We start from the raw sequence: 16270 nt of genomic DNA on the forward strand, positions 1-16270 counted from the left end.
GCGGCGCGTGACCGCGCCGCCGCCCGAGACGCTTCACCATCCAATCGGACAACCGCAATGGCCCGCCCAAACTCCACGAGCCTGTTCAGCGCCGCCCTCGTCGGGCCGGCGCTCGTCGGCGCCCTGACCAAGCTCGACCCCCGTAAGATGATCAAGAACCCGGTCATGTTCGTGGTCGAGGTCGTGGCCGCGCTCACCACCGTCCTGTTCGTCCGCGACGTGCTGACGGGCGGTGCCAACCTCGCCTTCTCCGGCCAGATCATCCTCTGGCTCTGGTTCACGGTGCTGTTCGCCAACTTCGCCGAGGCCATCGCCGAAGGGCGCGGCAAGGCCCAGGCCGACAGCCTCCGGCGCACCCGCACCGAGACCATGGCCAAGCGCCTCACCGGCGCCGGCCGCGACTTCGAGACCATCCCCGGCAACGACCTGAAGGTCGGCGACGTGGTTCTGGTCGAGGCCGGCGACATCATCCCGTCGGACGGAGAGGTCATCCTCGGCGTGGCATCGGTCAACGAGGCCGCCATCACCGGCGAATCCGCCCCCGTCATCCGCGAATCCGGCGGCGACCGCTCGGCCGTGACCGGCGGGACGCAGGTGCTCTCCGACGAGATCCGGGTGCGCATCACGGCCGCGGCCGGCTCGACCTTCGTCGACCGCATGATCGCCCTGGTGGAAGGCGCCTCGCGCCAGAAGACCCCCAACGAGATCGCGCTCAACATCCTGCTCGCCGGCCTGACCATCATCTTCGTCTTTGCCGTCGCCTCGATCCCGAGCTTCGCCTCCTATGCCGGCGGGTCGATCCCGCTGATCGTGCTCGTCGCCCTGTTCGTCACCCTGATCCCCACCACCATCGGCGCGCTGCTCTCGGCCATCGGCATCGCCGGCATGGACCGGCTGGTGCGCTTCAACGTGCTCGCCATGTCGGGCCGCGCGGTGGAGGCGGCCGGCGACGTCGACACCCTGCTGCTCGACAAGACCGGCACGATCACGCTGGGCAACCGGCAGGCCACCGAGTTCCGCCCCGTCCGCGGCGTGACCGAGCAGGATCTCGCCGACGCGGCCCAGTTGGCCTCGCTGGCCGACGAGACCCCGGAGGGCCGCTCCATCGTCGTCCTGGCCAAGGAGAAGTACGGCATTCGGGCCCGCGACATGGCGAGCCTCAACGCGACCTTCGTACCGTTCACCGCGCAGACCCGGATGAGCGGCGTCGATCTCGACGGTTCCTCCATCCGCAAGGGCGCCGTCGATTCCATCATCGCCTCGGTGAGTTCACAGCCGATGGCAACCCGTGGCTCCGGTGCGGCGCTGGCTTTCAGCCCAGGCGTCGCCGACGAGACGGTCCGCGAGATCCAGGCCATCGCCGAGGACGTCGCCAAGGCGGGCGGCACCCCGCTCGCCGTGACGCGGGACGGCCAGCTTCTCGGCGTCGTCTACCTCAAGGACATCGTGAAGGGCGGTATCCGCGAGCGCTTCGCCGAACTCCGGCAGATGGGCATCCGCACGGTGATGATCACCGGCGACAACCCGATGACCGCGGCCGCCATCGCGGCCGAGGCCGGCGTCGACGACTTCCTCGCCCAGGCCACCCCCGAGGACAAGCTCGCCCTGATCCGCAAGGAGCAGTCCCAGGGCAAGCTCGTCGCCATGTGCGGCGACGGCACCAACGATGCCCCGGCGCTCGCCCAGGCCGACGTCGGCGTCGCGATGAACACCGGAACGGTCGCGGCGCGCGAGGCCGGCAACATGGTCGACCTCGACAGCGACCCGACCAAGCTCATCGAGATCGTCGGCATCGGCAAGCAGTTGCTGATGACCCGCGGGGCGCTGACCACGTTCTCCATCGCCAACGACGTCGCCAAGTATTTCGCCATCATCCCGGCGATGTTCCTGGTGCTCTACCCGCAGCTCCAGGCCCTCAACGTCATGGGCCTCGCCTCGCCCGAGAGCGCGATCCTGTCGGCCATCATCTTCAACGCGCTGATCATCGTCGTGCTGATCCCGCTGGCGCTGAAGGGCGTGTCCTACCGGGCTGTCGGGGCCGGCGCCCTCCTGCGCCGCAACCTCCTGATCTACGGCCTCGGCGGCATCCTGGTGCCCTTCGTCGGCATCAAGGCCATCGATCTGGCCATCACCGCCCTGCACCTCGTCTGAGCCCCGCGAAACTCCAAATCAGGCCAACGTCCATGCTGAACCAGCTTCGCCCCGCCCTCGTCCTGCTGATCGCCCTGTCGGCCATCACCGGGCTCGCCTACCCCCTCGCGATGACCGGCATCGCGGGGGCGATCTTCCCGGCCAAGGCCGCCGGCAGCCTGATCGAGCGCGACGGCAAAGTCGTCGGCTCCAGCCTGATCGGGCAGTCCTTCACGCAAGCCGGATACTTCCACGGTCGCCCCTCGGCCACGAGCGCCGCCGATCCGGCCGACGCCGGCAAGACCGTCCCGTCGCCCTACAACGCCGCGAACTCGTCGGGCTCGAACCTCGGGCCGACGAGCGCCGCCCTGGCCGAGCGGGTCAAGGGCGAACTCGACGGCCTCAGGGCCGAGAATCCCGGTAAGCCCGTCCCGGTCGACCTCGTCACCACCAGCGGCTCGGGCCTCGACCCGGACATCTCGCCGGACGCCGCCCTGTTCCAGGTGCCCCGGATCGCCAAGGCGCGCAGCCTGCCCGAGGATCGGGTGCGTTCCCTGGTGGAAGCGCAGGTCCAGGGTCGTCTCCTCGGCATCCTCGGCGAGCCCCGCGTCAACGTGCTCGCCCTCAACCTCGCCCTGGACGGTTCGGGGTCGAAGTAGAACCGCCAGATGACAGGCCGCCCCATGTCGACGCCGCATCGCGATCCGGACCGTCCCTCGCCCGACGCCCTGCTGGAGGCCGCGCGTCGGGAGGAAGGCGGACGGGGTCGCCTCAAGATCTTCCTCGGGGCGGCCCCGGGGGTCGGCAAGACCTACGAGATGCTCACCGTCGGGCGCGCGCGGCTTAAGGCCGGCACCGACGTGGTCGTCGGCGTGGTCGAGACGCACGGGCGCGCGGAGACCCTGGCGCTCGTCGAGGGCTTCGAGGTGCTTGGCCGGCGGTCGGTCGCGTACCACGGCACGGCGCTTGACGAGATGGACCTCGACGGCCTGCTGGCCCGCAGGCCCGCCCTGGCGCTGGTGGACGAGCTCGCCCACACCAACGCGCCGGGCTCGCGCCATCCGAAGCGCTACCAGGACGTCGAGGAACTGCTCGACGCCGGCATCGACGTCTACACCACCCTCAACATCCAGCACGTCGAGAGCCTGAACGACGTCGTCGCGCAGATCACCCGCATCCGGGTGCGCGAGACCGTGCCAGACGGCATCCTCGACCGCGCCGACGACATCGAGGTGGTCGACCTCAACCCCGACGACCTGATCCAGCGCCTCCGGGACGGCAAGGTCTACGTGAAGGGCAACGCCGAGCGCGCCCTCAAGCACTACTTCTCCCGCGGCAACCTGACGGCCCTGCGCGAGCTGGCGCTCCGCCGCACCGCAGACCGGGTCGACGACGAGCTCATCAGCCACATGCGGGCCAACGCCATCGCTGGCCCCTGGGGAGCCGGGGAGCGGGTGCTCGTCTGCGTCAGCGAGGACCCGAACTCCGCCGGCCTCGTGCGCCACGCCAAGCGCCTCGCCGACCGCCTGCACGCGCCGTGGACCGCCATCACCGTGGAAGGGCCGCGCAGCCTGTCCCTCGACGAGGCCGCGCGCGACCGCATCGCCGACACCCTGCGCCTCGCCGACCGGCTTGGCGGGGACGCGGTCACGCTTCCGGGCGGCCGGCGCGTCGCCGACGACATCCTCGCCTTCGCCCGCTCGACCAACGTCAACCACGTCATCCTCGGCAAGGCCGAACGCTCGCCGCTGTTCGAGCTCCTCAACGGCTCGGTGGTGCACGACATCATCCGCCGGTCCGGCAACATCAGCGTGCACGTCATCACCGGCGAGGCCGCGAAGGCCGATCCGGTCCCGGCGAAGACGGTCGCGACGGCGGTCGAGAAGCGGCCCGTCGAGATCCTGCCCTATGCCGTCGGGCTCCTCGGCACGGGTGCCGCCCTCGGGCTCGCGCTGCTGGTCGAGCCTTATCTCGGCGTCGAGAACGCCGACCTCATCCTGCTGACCGCCATCGTCGCCGTCGCGGTGCGCTTCGGCCTGGGGCCGTCGCTCGTGGCCGTGGTCGCCGCGTCGTTGGCCTACAACTTCTTCTTCCTGCCGCCGGTCTACACCCTGACCATCGCGGACCCGACCAACATCGCCGCGTTCCTGTTATTCACGGTGGTGGCGGTAGCCGTCTCGAACCTGGCGTCCCGATCCCGCCGCGAGGCGGTGGTCTCGCACGGCAGGGCGCGGGCCACCGAGCGGCTCTACGGCTTCAGCCGCAAGCTCGCCGGATGCGGCACCCTCGACGACGTGCTCTGGGCGACCTCCGCCCAGATCGCCGCCATGCTGAGGGTCCGGGTCGTCGTCCTGCTCCCCGATCAGGGAGCGGTCTCCGTCCGGGCCGGCTTCCCGCCCGAGGACACCCTCGATGCGGCCGACCTGGGCGCCGCGAATTGGACCTTCGACAACGAGCGGCCCGCGGGGCGGGGCGCCGACACGCTACCGGGGGCCAAGCGGCTGTTCCTGCCGATGCGGACGGGCCGCGGCATCGTCGGGGTCATCGGCCTCGACACCGACGGCATCGGACCGATCCTCTCACCGGAGAGCCGGCGCCTGTTCGACGCGCTGGCCGACATGGCGGCACTGGCCATCGAGCGGGTGCGCCTGGTCGAGGACCTCGACCGGGCGGAGCGCGCCGCCGAGACCGACCGGCTGCGGCAGGCCCTGCTCACCTCGATCTCGCACGACCTGCGCACCCCTCTGTCCTCGGTGCTCGGTGCGGCCACGACCCTGCGCGACCTCGACGAGGCCTTGGAAGCAGACGCCAAGAGGGACCTTCTCGACACCATCATCGAGGAGTCCGAGCGGCTGAACCGCTTCATCGTCAACCTCCTCGACATGACCCGATTGGAGGCGGGGGCCGTGGCGGCGAGCCTCACGCCGCAGGACGTCGGCGAGACCGTCGACACCGCACTGCGCCGCTTAGGCTCAATCCTCGCCGGCCATCGGGTCGAGCTCGATCTTCCGGCCACCCTGCCGGCCCTGCGCCTCGATCCGGTGCTGTTCGAGCAGGTGCTGGTCAACCTCCTCGACAACGCCGCCAAGTACGCCCCCGAGGGGTCCACCGTCACCGTCAGGGGCTCTGTCGAGCGTGGGCAGGTCCGTCTCACGGTCCTCGACGAGGGCGACGGCCTGCCCGAGGCCGACGTCGAGCGCGTGTTCGACAAGTTCTATCGCGTCCGGAAGGGCGACAGCGTCCGGGCCGGGACCGGCCTCGGCCTCGCCATCGCCCGCGGGTTCGTCGAGGCCATGGGCGGCACGCTGACGGCCGGCAACCGCCGCGACCGCCTGGGCGCCGTTTTCACCGTCCTCCTGCCCGTCCCCCCGGCGGGAAACGTTCGCGCGGATCTGGCGGCATGAGCATGAACATCCTCGTCATCGACGACGAGCCGCCGATCCGGAAGCTCCTGCGCATGGGCCTTGCGACCCAGGGCTACGAGACCTTCGAGGCACCGAACGCACGCGCCGCGCTGGACGTCCTGTCCCGTGAGACCGTCGACCTGATCATCCTCGACCTCGGGCTGCCCGACATGCGCGGGCACGACCTGCTGCGCCTGATCCGCAAGGACCATCGCGACCTGCCCGTGGTGGTCCTGTCCAGCCGGGACGACGAGGCCGGCAAGGTCGAGGCGCTCGACCTCGGGGCGGACGACTACGTCACCAAGCCCTTCGGCATGGGCGAATTGCTGGCCCGCATCCGCGCGGCCCTGCGCCACCAGCTCGCGGTCCAGGGCGAACGCGCCCTGTTCGAGGTCGACGGCCTCAGCGTCGACCTGGTGCGCCGCCTGGTCCGGGTCCGCGGCGAGGAGGTGAAGCTCACGCCGCGCGAGTACGACTTCCTGCGCGTCCTGATCCAGCATGCCGGGAAGGCCTTGACCCACGCCCAACTCATGAGCGAGGTCTCCACCTCGTCCGACCCGCAGTACCTGCGGGTCTACATGCGCCAGCTTCGCCTAAAGCTGGAGGCCGATCCCGAGCGCCCGCGCATCCTCCTGACCGAGACCGGCGTCGGCTATCGCCTGCGTGCCCCCGAGGACGAGGCCCGGGCTTGATGGCGGGTTTCGCCGTGCATGAAGGCGAACCCTTCGAGATCCTTCCGGACCCGGGCGCTTGAGCGAGCCCCTCGACCCCTACCGCAGTTCCGCGACCGAGCCGACCCGAATGACCATCGACGAGATCCTATCGCCCGACCAAGTCGCCGTCGGGGTCCGCACGGCGAGCAAGGCCGCGCTCCTGGACGACCTGGCGCGCCGGGCCGCCCAGGCGCTCGGCCTCGATGCCGCGTCGCTGCGGACGGCGCTGGAGAAGCGCGAGGGCCTCGGTTCGACCGGGGTCGGGGACGGCATCGCGCTGCCGCACGCCCGGCTGGAGAGCGTCAGGCGCCCGTTCGGATGCCTGGTACGCCTGCGCGACGCGGTGGACTTCGACGCCATCGACGAACGGCCGGTGGACCTCGTGTTCCTACTGCTGCTCCCGACCGATGCGCAGGGTTCGCAATTCAATGCCCTGGCCTGCGTCGCCCGCCGGATGCGTGATACCGAGGCGGTGGCGGCGATGCGGGGAGCCCGCGATGCGGGCGCGCTGTACGCGACCATGAGGGGCAGCCGGACGGCACCGTGACGGTCTACCCGCTGTCGATACAACGACACTGGATGCCATGCAGCCTAACGTTCCATGATGGGTGGATTGCAGTCGGTCCGCTTCTGGGGGCCAATGTATGTGTGGATCGGCGTCGAAAAATGACACCGGCCGAGCCGTTCCTAACTTTCTAACGCAGTGTGAAAATTGGAGTTTCCAGTAGGGTCACGATCAGCGCCGGTTGTGACCCCACTCCTCAAGGTACTTTGTCAAACATCGCAGTGACTTTACAGAGCTGAAGGAGGGTTCAGGCTTCAAAGCTGATCCACAGCGGAACGATGCAATCCGAAAATCGGCCCTTTCAGAGCCCTGATCCAGGGCCTCGCCGAGGCGCTCCGACCGAGCTCGCGACGTCGCCGGGAGCAGTCAGCGGAACCCTGCTGCGCCAGGCGGTCCCGGATCGCGCCTTCTCGAAGCCGGCCTCGTAGAGGCTTCGCATGTACGAGACCTCGAAGCCGTCCACCGTCGTCGGCCTGGGAGCCGACCCGTCGATGTAGGCGAGGTGGAACCCTGCCCGGCGGCTGGCGGCGAAGGCGTAGGCCGCCGCCAGGCTTGCCGAGCTACGCGCCTGCGCCCCAGTGGCGAGGGTCTGCTGGACGATGGGAAGGGTCTCGGCCCGCACGATCTCGAACTCGGGATCGATCCGCCCGTTCATGAGGACGTAGAAGTCGGCCTTCCCCGGGGCGCCACGGATCCTGTCGCCGACGAGCGCCGCCTGGGGCAGGATGAAGACCGGCGCGACCACGGCGCCGTCGACGTGGAGTTCCTGATGGACGCGTCCCTCGGCCTGCACGTCGAAAAGCTGCGGTTGGAACACCGCCGGCACGCTGGCCGATGCCGTGAGCACGTCACGGAACAGTGCCATGGCGCTCGGGGCGCCGCTCGCGGCGATGGTGCCCATGTTCCAGACCATGGCCCGCTTGGCGTCGAGGTTCGTCGTCATGACCAGTAGCCGTCGACCCTTGGCATGCTCGCTCGCCACCGCCGCCAGCAGGTCGGTGGTGACGTAGCGCCCGACGAGGTCGCGAAGGCGCTGGTCTCCGAACAGCCCCGATCCGAAGACCACGTTGGCGAGGCTCGGATTGGCGACGAGCGAGGAGGCGACGCCACTCGTGTAGATCTCGGTGAGGACCGGGTCGTAGGCCGTTCCCAGGAAGGCGAACGGCGCGATCAGCGCTCCGGTGCTGACGCCCGAGACGAGGGAGAACTCGGGCCGCGTTCCCGCCGCCGACCAGCCGTTGAGGACCCCGGCCCCGTAGGCGCCGTCGCCGCCGCCGCCCGACAGCGCCAGGTATGTGAACGGCCTCGAACGCGGCTGTCGGGCTCCCATGAACGTCGCGTACCGCTCCAGGGGAACGTCGGCGAATATCCGTGCGCCGGGAATGCCCGCCACCTCGGCCGCCGCGGACTCGCTCGCGGTGTAGGGCGTCCGCGGAAGCGAGGCGCAGGCCCCGAGACTCGACAGTGCGGTCGCTGCGACGACGGCCCGTATCCGGCCTGCGAATGGCATCGTCTTCATGGAAAGCCTCTCGCTCCCCCTCAACAGAGGGTCGGTCACGCGCGCACTCGGCCGGTTCAGACTTGGGCCAGCCGCAGAAGGTCCTGCAGGGCCGCGGTCAGCCCGGCCGGGTCGGCCGGTCCGAGCCCGAGGGCGATGGCAAGCCAGGAGCCCTCGACGAGAGCTCGCACGGCGTGGGCACGGCCCGGTTCGATGCCGTTCAGGTCCGGGTCCAGCCATGCGTCGGAGAAGCCCTGCCACCGGCGGAGCGCCTCCGGGTCGGCAAGCAGCGCCGCCAGGATGACGGGCCGGTTGCAGGCAGGGTCCGGCGCGACGAGGGCCTGGACGTAAGCCCTCAGACGACGTCCTCGCGGATCGGGATCGGCGGCCGAGAAACGGAGCAGGTCCCGCTGAAGCCGGGCGATGAGGTCGTCCAGCAACGAGGCCCGCAGCCTCGCCTTGCTGGGGAAGTGATGGAGGAGCCCGCCCTTGCTGGTGCGCGCCTCCCGCGCGACAGCCTCCAACGTCAGCGCCTGCACGCCGTGGCGCAGGAGTACGCGGGAAGCGGCCTGGAGGAGCCGCTCCTTGCGGTCCGAGCCCTTCCGGGCGCGGATCGGCGATGCTGGCGGCGTGGCCGATGCCATCGGGTCGTGGGCCACGAGCATCACGCCGGCACCTGTCCGTGGCTATGCGGGTCCGCGGCGGGCACCGCCTTTCCTTCGCCCTGACCGGGCTTGATCCGGTACCAGCCGACATACAGTGCGGGCAGGAAGAACAGGGTCAGGAAGGTGCCGGCGATGATGCCGCCGATCATGGCGTAGGCCATCGGCCCCCAGAAGATCTCGCGGGCGATGGGGATCATCGCGAGGCTGGCGGCGGCGGCGGTTAGGAGAATGGGCCGCATGCGATGGCAGGTCGCCTCGACCACCGCGTCCCACCTCGGCATGCCCGTGGCCTCGTACTCCTCGATCTGGGCGACCATGATCACCGAGTTGCGGATGATGATGCCGATGAGGGCCAGCACGCCGAGGATGGCGACGAAGCCGAGGGGCGCCCCCGAGGGCAGAAGGGCCGCCACGACGCCGATCAGGCCGAGGGGCGCGACGCTGACCACCAGGAAGAGCTTCTGGATGCTCTGCAGCTGCACCATGAGGAAGAAGGCCATGGCGAGGAGCATCACGGGCGCCACGGCCGCGATGGGACCGGAACCCTTCCCGCTTTCCTCGACCTCGCCACCCGTCGCGAGGACGTAGCCTGGGGGAAGCGTCTTCCGGAACGCCTCGATCTCGGGCTTCAGGGCGGCCACGACCGTGGCCGCCTGCGTGGCGTCCTTGATTGTGGTCTTCACGGTGATGGTGGGGAGCCGGTCGCGCCGCCAGACGATGGGTTGCTCCAGGTCGTAGCGGATTTTGGCGAAGGCCAGCAGGGAGACGGTGCTGCCGTTGGGGAGCGGGACCTGCAGGCTCTTCAGCGTATCGATGGAGTGCCGCTCGGCGGCCTGGGCGCGGCTGACCACGTTTACGAGATAGATCGAATCCCGGACTTGGGTGATGCTGCCACCGCCCACGACCCCGTTGAGGATCGTGGCGATGTCCTTCGAGGTGATGCCGAGCTGGCGGGCCTTGTCCTGCAGGATCTCTACCTTCAGCACCTTGCCGGGCTCGTTCCAGTCCAGCGTCGGGACGGACAGGCTGGCGTTCGCGGCGACGATGTTCGACAGTGTCATCGCCGACTGGCGCACCACCTGCAGGTCGGGACCGCCGATCCGGTACTGGATCGGGCGTCCGACCGGCGGCCCGATGTCCAGTGGGTGTACGAAGACGTCGGTGCCGACGAAGTCCCGCTTCGCAACCTTGCTCAGGCGAGCGATGGTGCGACCGCGCGCTTCCAAGGAGGCCGTCTCGATGACGATCTGGCCGAAGAAGGCATTGGCGAGCTGCTGATCCAGCGGAAGGTAGAAGCGGACGGCGCCCTGTCCGACGTAGGACGTCCAGTGCCGGATCTCGGGATCGCCCTTCAGCACGCTCTCGAAGCGGTCCATCTGCGCCTGAGTCTCGCCGATGCTGGCGTTCTGCGCCAACGTCATGTCGACGAGGACCTCAGGGCGATCCGAGGACGGGAAGAACTGCTGCTGCACGAAGCCGAGGCCATAGACGGAGGCCCCGAGCAGCGCGACGCAGAACGTCACCGTCAGCCAGCGATGGTGCATGGCGGGCAGGAGCAGGGCGCGGAAGGCCGAGAGCGTGCGGCTCGGCTTGTCGTGGTGGCCCTTGATCGTCTTCGGCAGGATCTTCACTCCGATCAGGGGGGTGAACGCCACGGCCACCACCCATGAGACGAGGAGCGACACAGCGATCACGACGAAGAGCGAGTAGGTGTATTCGCCCGCCGACGAGCCGTTGAAGCCGATGGGGATGAAGCCGGCCACCGTCACGAGCGTGCCCGTCAGCATCGGGAAGGCGGTGGAGGTGTAGGCGAAGACCGCGGCCTTCTGCAGGCTGTCGCCGACCTCCAAGCGTGCGACCATCATCTCGACGGAGATCATGGCGTCGTCGACGAGCAGGCCCAGCGCGATGATGAGCGCGCCGAGCGAGATGCGCTGGAGCGTCACCCCCATGGCGTCCATGATCACGAAGGTGATGGCCAGCACCAGCGGGATGGAGAGCGAGACCACGAGGCCGGCGCGCCACCCTAGGCTGATGAAGCTCACCGCCAGTACGATCACCACCGCCTCGACCAGAGCCTGGACGAAGCCGCCCACCGCCTCCTCGACGATCTTGGGCTGATCGGAGACGAGGTGGATGCCGACGCCCGCGGGCAGATCCGCTTCCAGTTCGCGCATCTTATCCTTCAGCGCCTCGCCGAAGTGGAGGAGGTTGGCGCTGGCCTGCATGGCGACGGCGAGCCCGATGGCGGGCTGGCCGTCGTAGCGGAACAGCGCCTCGGGCGGATCGGTGAAGCCGCGGGAGATCTCGGCCACGTCCGAGAGCCGGAAGAAACGGTCGTTGATTCGAAGGTTGATGGCCTTCAGGCTGTTCTCGTCCGTGAACTGCCCGCCGACGCGTACGCTGACTTGCTCGGGCCCGGCCTGGACCACGCCCGAGGGCTGGACGGCGTTCTGGGCCTGGAGGGTGTTGATGACGCTCTGCATATCGATGCCGAGCGCGGCGAGCTTGCGCACCGAAAAGTCGAGGTAGATCACCTCGTCGCGCGCGCCCAGGACCTGGGTCTTGCCGACGTTCTCCACGGCAAGGACGCCGGTGCGCACCTGCTCGACGTAGTCGCGGAGCTGACGCATCGAGAGGCCGTCCGAGGTGAAGGCGTAGACGTTGCCGAACACGTCGCCGAACTCGTCGTTGTAGCCCAGCGGCTGGACGCCCTGCGGGAACGTACCCTGGATGTCGCCGAGGCGCTTGCGCACCTGGTAGAACAGCCACGGGATCGTCTTGGGGGGCGTGGTCTCGCGAAGGTTCACGAACACCGTAGTCTGGCCCGGGGTCGTGTAGCTCTTGGTGTAGTCCACGGCGTTGATCTGCTTGACCTCCTTCTCGATGCGCTCGGTCACCTGTTGGAGCGTCTCGTCGATGGTGGCGCCCGGCCAGCGGGCCTGGACGACCATGGTCTTGATCGCGAAGGCCGGGTCCTCCTCGCGCCCGAGCTTGGTGTAGGCCATGGCCCCGGCCACCAGCGCGATGGCCATGAGGAACCAGATGAAGGACCGGTGGGACAGCGCCCATTCCGAGATGTTGAAGGATTTCATCGGCGCATCCTTGCGCGGCTCGACAGGTCGGGAACCCGCGGGTGAACGGGAAGGGCGATTGAATGGGAAGAGCGAGGCGGATCGGGCCTAGAGGCCGGTCTCGGGGAGCCGGACCGCCTGGCCCTCGGTGAAGCCGTGGACGCCGGCGACGGCGACTTTCTCGCCGGCCTTGAGACCGGTCCCGACGAACGCGCGTCCCTCCTCGCGTTCCAGGATCGTGACCTCGCGGCGGTTGATGGTCCTGCCGTCCGGCGCGACGACCCAGACCGCGGCATGGCCGTCGTCCTCGACGACAGCCGTCGACGGCACGGGGAAGCGCGGGGAGACCGGGCGCTCGAACGCGACCGTGACGGTATTGCCGAGACGGAAACCATCGGGCGGATCGATCAGGGACATGCGCACGCGTCGCGTCCGGGTCGAGGCTTCGGCCAGGGGACCGATCTCGCGCACGCGGGCCCGGGCGGTGACCTCGGGCACCTCCTGAAGCCTGACGGTGAACTCGATGTCCTTCGGCAATTCGCCGATCAGATCGTCCGGGATGTCGACCACGGCTTCGCGCACGTCGGGACGCGCCACCGAGACGACGACCTGACCCGCCGGGATCACCTGTCCGACTTCGGCGCTCCACGACGTGACGACTCCGTCGAAACCTGCGGTCAGCGTGGCGTAGCCGAGCTCGTCGGTGGCCTTCTGCAGGGCGGCCTTGGCCTGGGCCAGCCGGGCGTCGGCGGTGTCGCGATTGGCCACCGCCCCGTCGAGCTGGGCCTGCGTCACGGCACTGTTGTTCTCGAACAGGATGCGTTGCCGCCCCTCCGCGGCCGAGGCGTTCTTCACCTGTGCCTGGGCATCGGCCACGTCGGCGCGGGCCCGCACCAGGGCGAACTGCTGCACGGTGGGATCGAGGGCGGCGAGCCGCGTGCCCTTGGCGACCTGGTCGCCGACGAAGACATCGCGAGCGACGATGCGACCGCCGATCCGGAAGCCGAGTTGGCTCTCGTAGCGTGGCTGGACTGTGCCCGCGAAGGGGCCGAATATCCGGGCTTCCTCCAGTGCCACGGTCGCCGTCAGGACCGGGCGAACAGGCGGCGGGGCTTCGGCCTTCTGCTCCTTGCAGCCAGAAAGAGCGACGAGGACAGCGATGGGGAGGACGAGGCGGCTCACGGCGTGCCCTTTCCGGCGACGGTGACCTTCCGGCCCGGTGACAGGAATTGGATGCCGGCGGTGACGACCTCCTCGCCGGGCTCGACGCCACCGGCGAGGACGATGCCCGAGCCTTCGTAGCGTTCGATCTCGACCGGCTTGGGCGACACGCTCCCCGTACCCGCGTCGAGGACCCAGACCGCCGATGCGTCCTTCCAGCGAAAGAGCGCGCTCCATGGCAGGGTCACCGCATCCCGCGGACGCAGGCGGGCACGTCCGAGCACCACCGCCCCCAGCGACATCCCGGCCGGCACGGCGTCGAGACCGATCTTCACACGCACGCCGCCGGAGTTCGTGTCCACGGTGGGGGAGATCTCCCGCACGGTCCCGACGGTGGTCACGCGCGGGTCGGCCTGAAGCGAGACGTCGACCTTCCGGCTCTCGGGGGGCGGCTCCAGCAGGATGGTCGGCACCGTGAAGACGGCGTCGCGGCTCCCGTCCTGCGCCAGCGTGAACACGGTCTGTCCCGAGGAGACCACCTGGCCCGCCTCCGCGCTGCGGGCGGTGATGATGCCGGCCACGCCGGTTCGAAGCTCGGTGTAGGTGAACTGCTCCTTGGCCGTCCCGAGGGCCGCCCGGGCCGAGTCGACCGACGCCTGCGTCGTTCTAAGCTGCTGCTCCGCCCCGTCGTAGGTGGTGCGGGTGGTATAGCCGCTCTTCATCAGGGTCTGCTGGCGCTCGAAGTTCACCTTGGCTTGGGTGAGGAGCGCCTCGGCGGAGTTTAGCGCCGCCTGGGCGGTGTCGACGTTGACCTGTTGCTCCTGCGGCTCCAGCCTCGCGATGACCTGATTGGCCTGGACGTGGTCCCCGACCTCGGCCAGGCGCTCCGCGATCTTGCCGGTTACACGGAAGGAGACGTTGGATAGATACTTCGCCTGGATGTCCCCGCTCAGCACCACGTCCTCCGAGACCGGGGTGCGGATCGCGGTGACCGTCTTCACGGAGACCGCCTCGGTCGTAGGCCGACCGTCGGCCGCAACCGCATCGGCGGCGGCGAGCAGCGCGACAGAAACAAGCGTCAGGCGGGTCATCATGGGATCGGGCTCCGTGTCACCCGCGTGGATGGGAGGCGAAGGAGCGGCTGCGAGGGGGCGGAGCAGCCGCTCCTTCTTGGCCGTCGAACCTGAGGAGGGGGCGACGGCCATTCCGGTGCCCCGGGATGGGGCGAAAAGGTTTTCCCGGCGCGGTGATGCGGCCGTGACGGCGACGCGCTTGCCGGAATGCCCTTGATCTACTAATAACTAACCAGTCAGTCAACAGGGAACGAAATGAGCAAGGCGGCGGTCGGACCGAGGCAAAGACGCAAGGAAGCGCGACCGGGCGAGATCCTGGAGGCGGCGTTCGAGGAGTTCGCCCTCAAGGGCTTCGCCGGGACGCGGGTCGACGACGTCGCCGTGCGCGCCGGGATCACGAAGGGCACGGTCTACCTCTACTTCCCGAGCAAGGAGGATCTGTTCGTCGCCACCTTCAAGGAGATGGTGCAGCCGACCCTCGACCTGCTCGCCAGCTTGGCGACCAATCCGAAGGGCCCGGCGATGGAGATCCTTCGGGCCTACTTCCGGTTCGTCTACGACGCCCTGGTCCATGACCGACGCGGCCGGGAGTTGCTCCGGCTGCTGCTCGCCGACGGGACGCGCTTTCCGGAACTGGCTGTGCGGTGGCACGACGAGGTCATCGGGCCGGTGAACGCCCGGTTGGCCGCCGTCCTCGCCTACGGTGTGGAACGCGGCGAATTCCGGCCGGTCGCGGCGAGCGAGTTCCCGAACCTCATGATGGCAGCCGCGGTGTCCGCCTCGATCTGGCGCACGCAGTTCGGGGATGCCTACCCCATGGATATGGCCGCCTACTTCGACGCCCACCTCGACATGCTTGAACGGACCCTCGTCGTGGGCCGCGCAGGCGAAGGTCGCTGAGATTCGATCAGGAGGACGTCATGGAAATCGCGGTCCTTACGGCCGCCACCGGCCTGGCCGGCTCCCTCGTGGGCGCGGCCTCGTCGCTGGTGACGACGTGGCTGACCCAGAACGGCGCGCGCAAGGCGCAATGGCAGGCACAGGAAGCGGGAAAGCGCGAGGCGCTCTACGACGAGTTCATCGCCGAGGCGTCGAAGTGTCTGGCCGACGCGATCACGCACGATCCGGAGGGGCCGGAGGTGGTCGTCGGCATGTTTGCCATCATCGGTCGCATGCGCCTGAGATCGACACGTCCGGTGATCGAGGCGGCCGAGCGGCTGCTGTCGCGCGTGGTCGACATCTACGCCTCGCCGAACCTGACCTTCGCCGAGATCCAGGACAGGATCAGGCAGGGGAAGGACGCAGACCCCCTCGCCGACTTCGGTGAAACCTGCCGCCGGGAACTCGAAGTCCTTCGGCTTTAAGGCGAAACCGGAGCGCATTGGCGGCCGTCCTCGCGAGGGCGATGCTTGATGTGTGTGGCGTTAGACCGGTGAGGACACTCATGGCAGGTCAAGGACCAAGTCGTGAATTTGCTGCGGACGTTCGCTTGCTGCGGCGGAGACACGGCGCTGCTCCTCTTCGGGAACAGCATGAGGCCACTCTCAAGCACCTGCATCCCGAGACCGTTGCAAGCGATGCCAACCGATGCGCGCGCGCCTCAGCCCTGTCCCTAATTCAGATTAGGATTGGTAGGTCTCAGCTCCCTCAGGATGACCCTTCATCCACCAAGTTCGATCTGCTCTCTTCAAAGGGACGGAGCCGCCCTTCAGTCAGGCATTGGTCGTGTCCCAGGCGATGGTGTAGCTGAGGGGTGGTCATCGGCGGTTGCCGGGTAGGGTCGGGTTGCGACGACCAACCCCGAACCCGAGAGACCCCCGATGACCGACGAGATCATGGCCCTGCGCGGGCTGATGGAGAAGAGTGCCGACGCCGATCTGCTGCGCGAGATGATCGGTTTTGCAGCCGAGCGACTGATGGAGCTGGAGGTGGGCGGCCTGACCGGCGCGGCCCACGGCGAGAAGAGCGCCGAGCGTCTGGTCCAGCG

Annotated in this window: 12 protein-coding genes and 1 pseudogene; 8 read left to right on the forward strand and 5 right to left on the reverse strand. The window is 68.9% G+C overall.

Annotated elements, in window-relative coordinates:
* Positions 1-57 precede the first annotated feature (57 nt).
* The 5 genes from kdpB to MFF13_RS00700 are packed head-to-tail and all read left to right on the forward strand — an operon-like array spanning position 58 to position 6794.
* Entirely contained in the window at positions 58-2151 is a 2094-nt protein-coding gene (kdpB, locus tag MFF13_RS00680) for a potassium-transporting ATPase subunit KdpB (RefSeq protein WP_238270157.1), read from the forward strand.
* 32 nt (positions 2152-2183) lie between these two features.
* Entirely contained in the window at positions 2184-2789 is a 606-nt protein-coding gene (locus MFF13_RS00685; protein WP_147830048.1) for a K(+)-transporting ATPase subunit C, read from the forward strand.
* A gap of 24 nt (positions 2790-2813) precedes the next feature.
* On the forward strand, positions 2814-5534 hold the full coding sequence (locus MFF13_RS00690; RefSeq protein WP_147751747.1) for a DUF4118 domain-containing protein: 2721 nt from the start codon (positions 2814-2816) through the stop codon (positions 5532-5534).
* Positions 5531-6226, forward strand: a complete 696-nt coding sequence (locus MFF13_RS00695; RefSeq protein WP_147751748.1) for a response regulator — start codon at positions 5531-5533, stop codon at positions 6224-6226. Before MFF13_RS00690 ends, MFF13_RS00695 begins: the two co-directional genes overlap by 4 nt.
* Before the next feature lie 58 nt (positions 6227-6284).
* Positions 6285-6794: a PTS sugar transporter subunit IIA gene (locus MFF13_RS00700; RefSeq protein ID WP_238232447.1), complete on the forward strand. Its 510-nt coding sequence runs from the start codon at positions 6285-6287 to the stop codon at positions 6792-6794.
* Between the two features lie 319 nt (positions 6795-7113).
* Here MFF13_RS00700 and MFF13_RS00705 read toward each other — a convergent pair whose 3' ends face one another.
* The 5 genes from MFF13_RS00705 to MFF13_RS00725 form a co-directional block, all read right to left on the reverse strand.
* Positions 7114-8331, reverse strand: coding sequence for a patatin-like phospholipase family protein (locus tag MFF13_RS00705; RefSeq protein WP_373322377.1), 1218 nt, complete (start codon positions 8329-8331; stop codon positions 7114-7116).
* 56 nt (positions 8332-8387) lie between these two features.
* On the reverse strand, positions 8388-8975 hold the full coding sequence (locus tag MFF13_RS00710; RefSeq protein WP_147830050.1) for a TetR/AcrR family transcriptional regulator: 588 nt from the start codon (positions 8973-8975) through the stop codon (positions 8388-8390).
* Positions 8975-12070 (reverse strand): efflux RND transporter permease subunit, encoded by a 3096-nt coding sequence (locus tag MFF13_RS00715; RefSeq protein WP_238232448.1) that lies wholly within the window; start codon positions 12068-12070, stop codon positions 8975-8977. Before MFF13_RS00715 ends, MFF13_RS00710 begins: the two co-directional genes overlap by 1 nt.
* Positions 12071-12157: 87 nt before the next feature.
* The gene (locus tag MFF13_RS00720; RefSeq protein WP_147830054.1) at positions 12158-13231 is read right to left on the reverse strand and encodes an efflux RND transporter periplasmic adaptor subunit; all 1074 of its coding nucleotides are present in this window, start codon (positions 13229-13231) and stop codon (positions 12158-12160) included.
* Positions 13228-14304, reverse strand: a complete 1077-nt coding sequence (locus MFF13_RS00725) for an efflux RND transporter periplasmic adaptor subunit (RefSeq protein ID WP_147830056.1) — start codon at positions 14302-14304, stop codon at positions 13228-13230. Before MFF13_RS00725 ends, MFF13_RS00720 begins: the two co-directional genes overlap by 4 nt.
* 234 nt (positions 14305-14538) lie before the next feature.
* Between MFF13_RS00725 and MFF13_RS00730 the strand changes: the two genes are divergently transcribed.
* The 3 genes and pseudogenes from MFF13_RS00730 to MFF13_RS00740 form a co-directional block, all read left to right on the forward strand.
* Positions 14539-15183 (forward strand): TetR/AcrR family transcriptional regulator, encoded by a 645-nt coding sequence (locus tag MFF13_RS00730; protein ID WP_147751753.1) that lies wholly within the window; start codon positions 14539-14541, stop codon positions 15181-15183.
* A gap of 20 nt (positions 15184-15203) precedes the next feature.
* Complete coding sequence (locus MFF13_RS00735) at positions 15204-15647, forward strand: hypothetical protein (RefSeq protein ID WP_147764908.1); 444 nt, start codon at positions 15204-15206, stop codon at positions 15645-15647.
* Between the two features lie 456 nt (positions 15648-16103).
* Positions 16104-16270 (forward strand): annotated as a pseudogene (locus tag MFF13_RS00740) (IS256 family transposase); the annotation flags it as partial.

It is taken from the genome of Methylobacterium cerastii (assembly GCF_022179125.1).
Classification (GTDB): Bacteria; Pseudomonadota; Alphaproteobacteria; order Rhizobiales; family Beijerinckiaceae; genus Methylobacterium; species Methylobacterium cerastii.

Coding starts and splice junctions, on each gene's coding strand:
- kdpB (WP_238270157.1), top strand. CDS start 58: ATGGCCCGCCCAAACTCCACGAGCCTGTTCAGCGCCGCCCTCGTCGGG.
- MFF13_RS00685 (WP_147830048.1), top strand. CDS start 2,184: ATGCTGAACCAGCTTCGCCCCGCCCTCGTCCTGCTGATCGCCCTGTCG.
- MFF13_RS00690 (WP_147751747.1), top strand. CDS start 2,814: ATGTCGACGCCGCATCGCGATCCGGACCGTCCCTCGCCCGACGCCCTG.
- MFF13_RS00695 (WP_147751748.1), top strand. CDS start 5,531: ATGAGCATGAACATCCTCGTCATCGACGACGAGCCGCCGATCCGGAAG.
- MFF13_RS00705 (WP_373322377.1), bottom strand. CDS start 8,331: ATGAAGACGATGCCATTCGCAGGCCGGATACGGGCCGTCGTCGCAGCG.
- MFF13_RS00710 (WP_147830050.1), bottom strand. CDS start 8,975: ATGCTCGTGGCCCACGACCCGATGGCATCGGCCACGCCGCCAGCATCG.
- MFF13_RS00715 (WP_238232448.1), bottom strand. CDS start 12,070: ATGAAATCCTTCAACATCTCGGAATGGGCGCTGTCCCACCGGTCCTTC.
- MFF13_RS00725 (WP_147830056.1), bottom strand. CDS start 14,304: ATGATGACCCGCCTGACGCTTGTTTCTGTCGCGCTGCTCGCCGCCGCC.
- MFF13_RS00730 (WP_147751753.1), top strand. CDS start 14,539: ATGAGCAAGGCGGCGGTCGGACCGAGGCAAAGACGCAAGGAAGCGCGA.
- MFF13_RS00735 (WP_147764908.1), top strand. CDS start 15,204: ATGGAAATCGCGGTCCTTACGGCCGCCACCGGCCTGGCCGGCTCCCTC.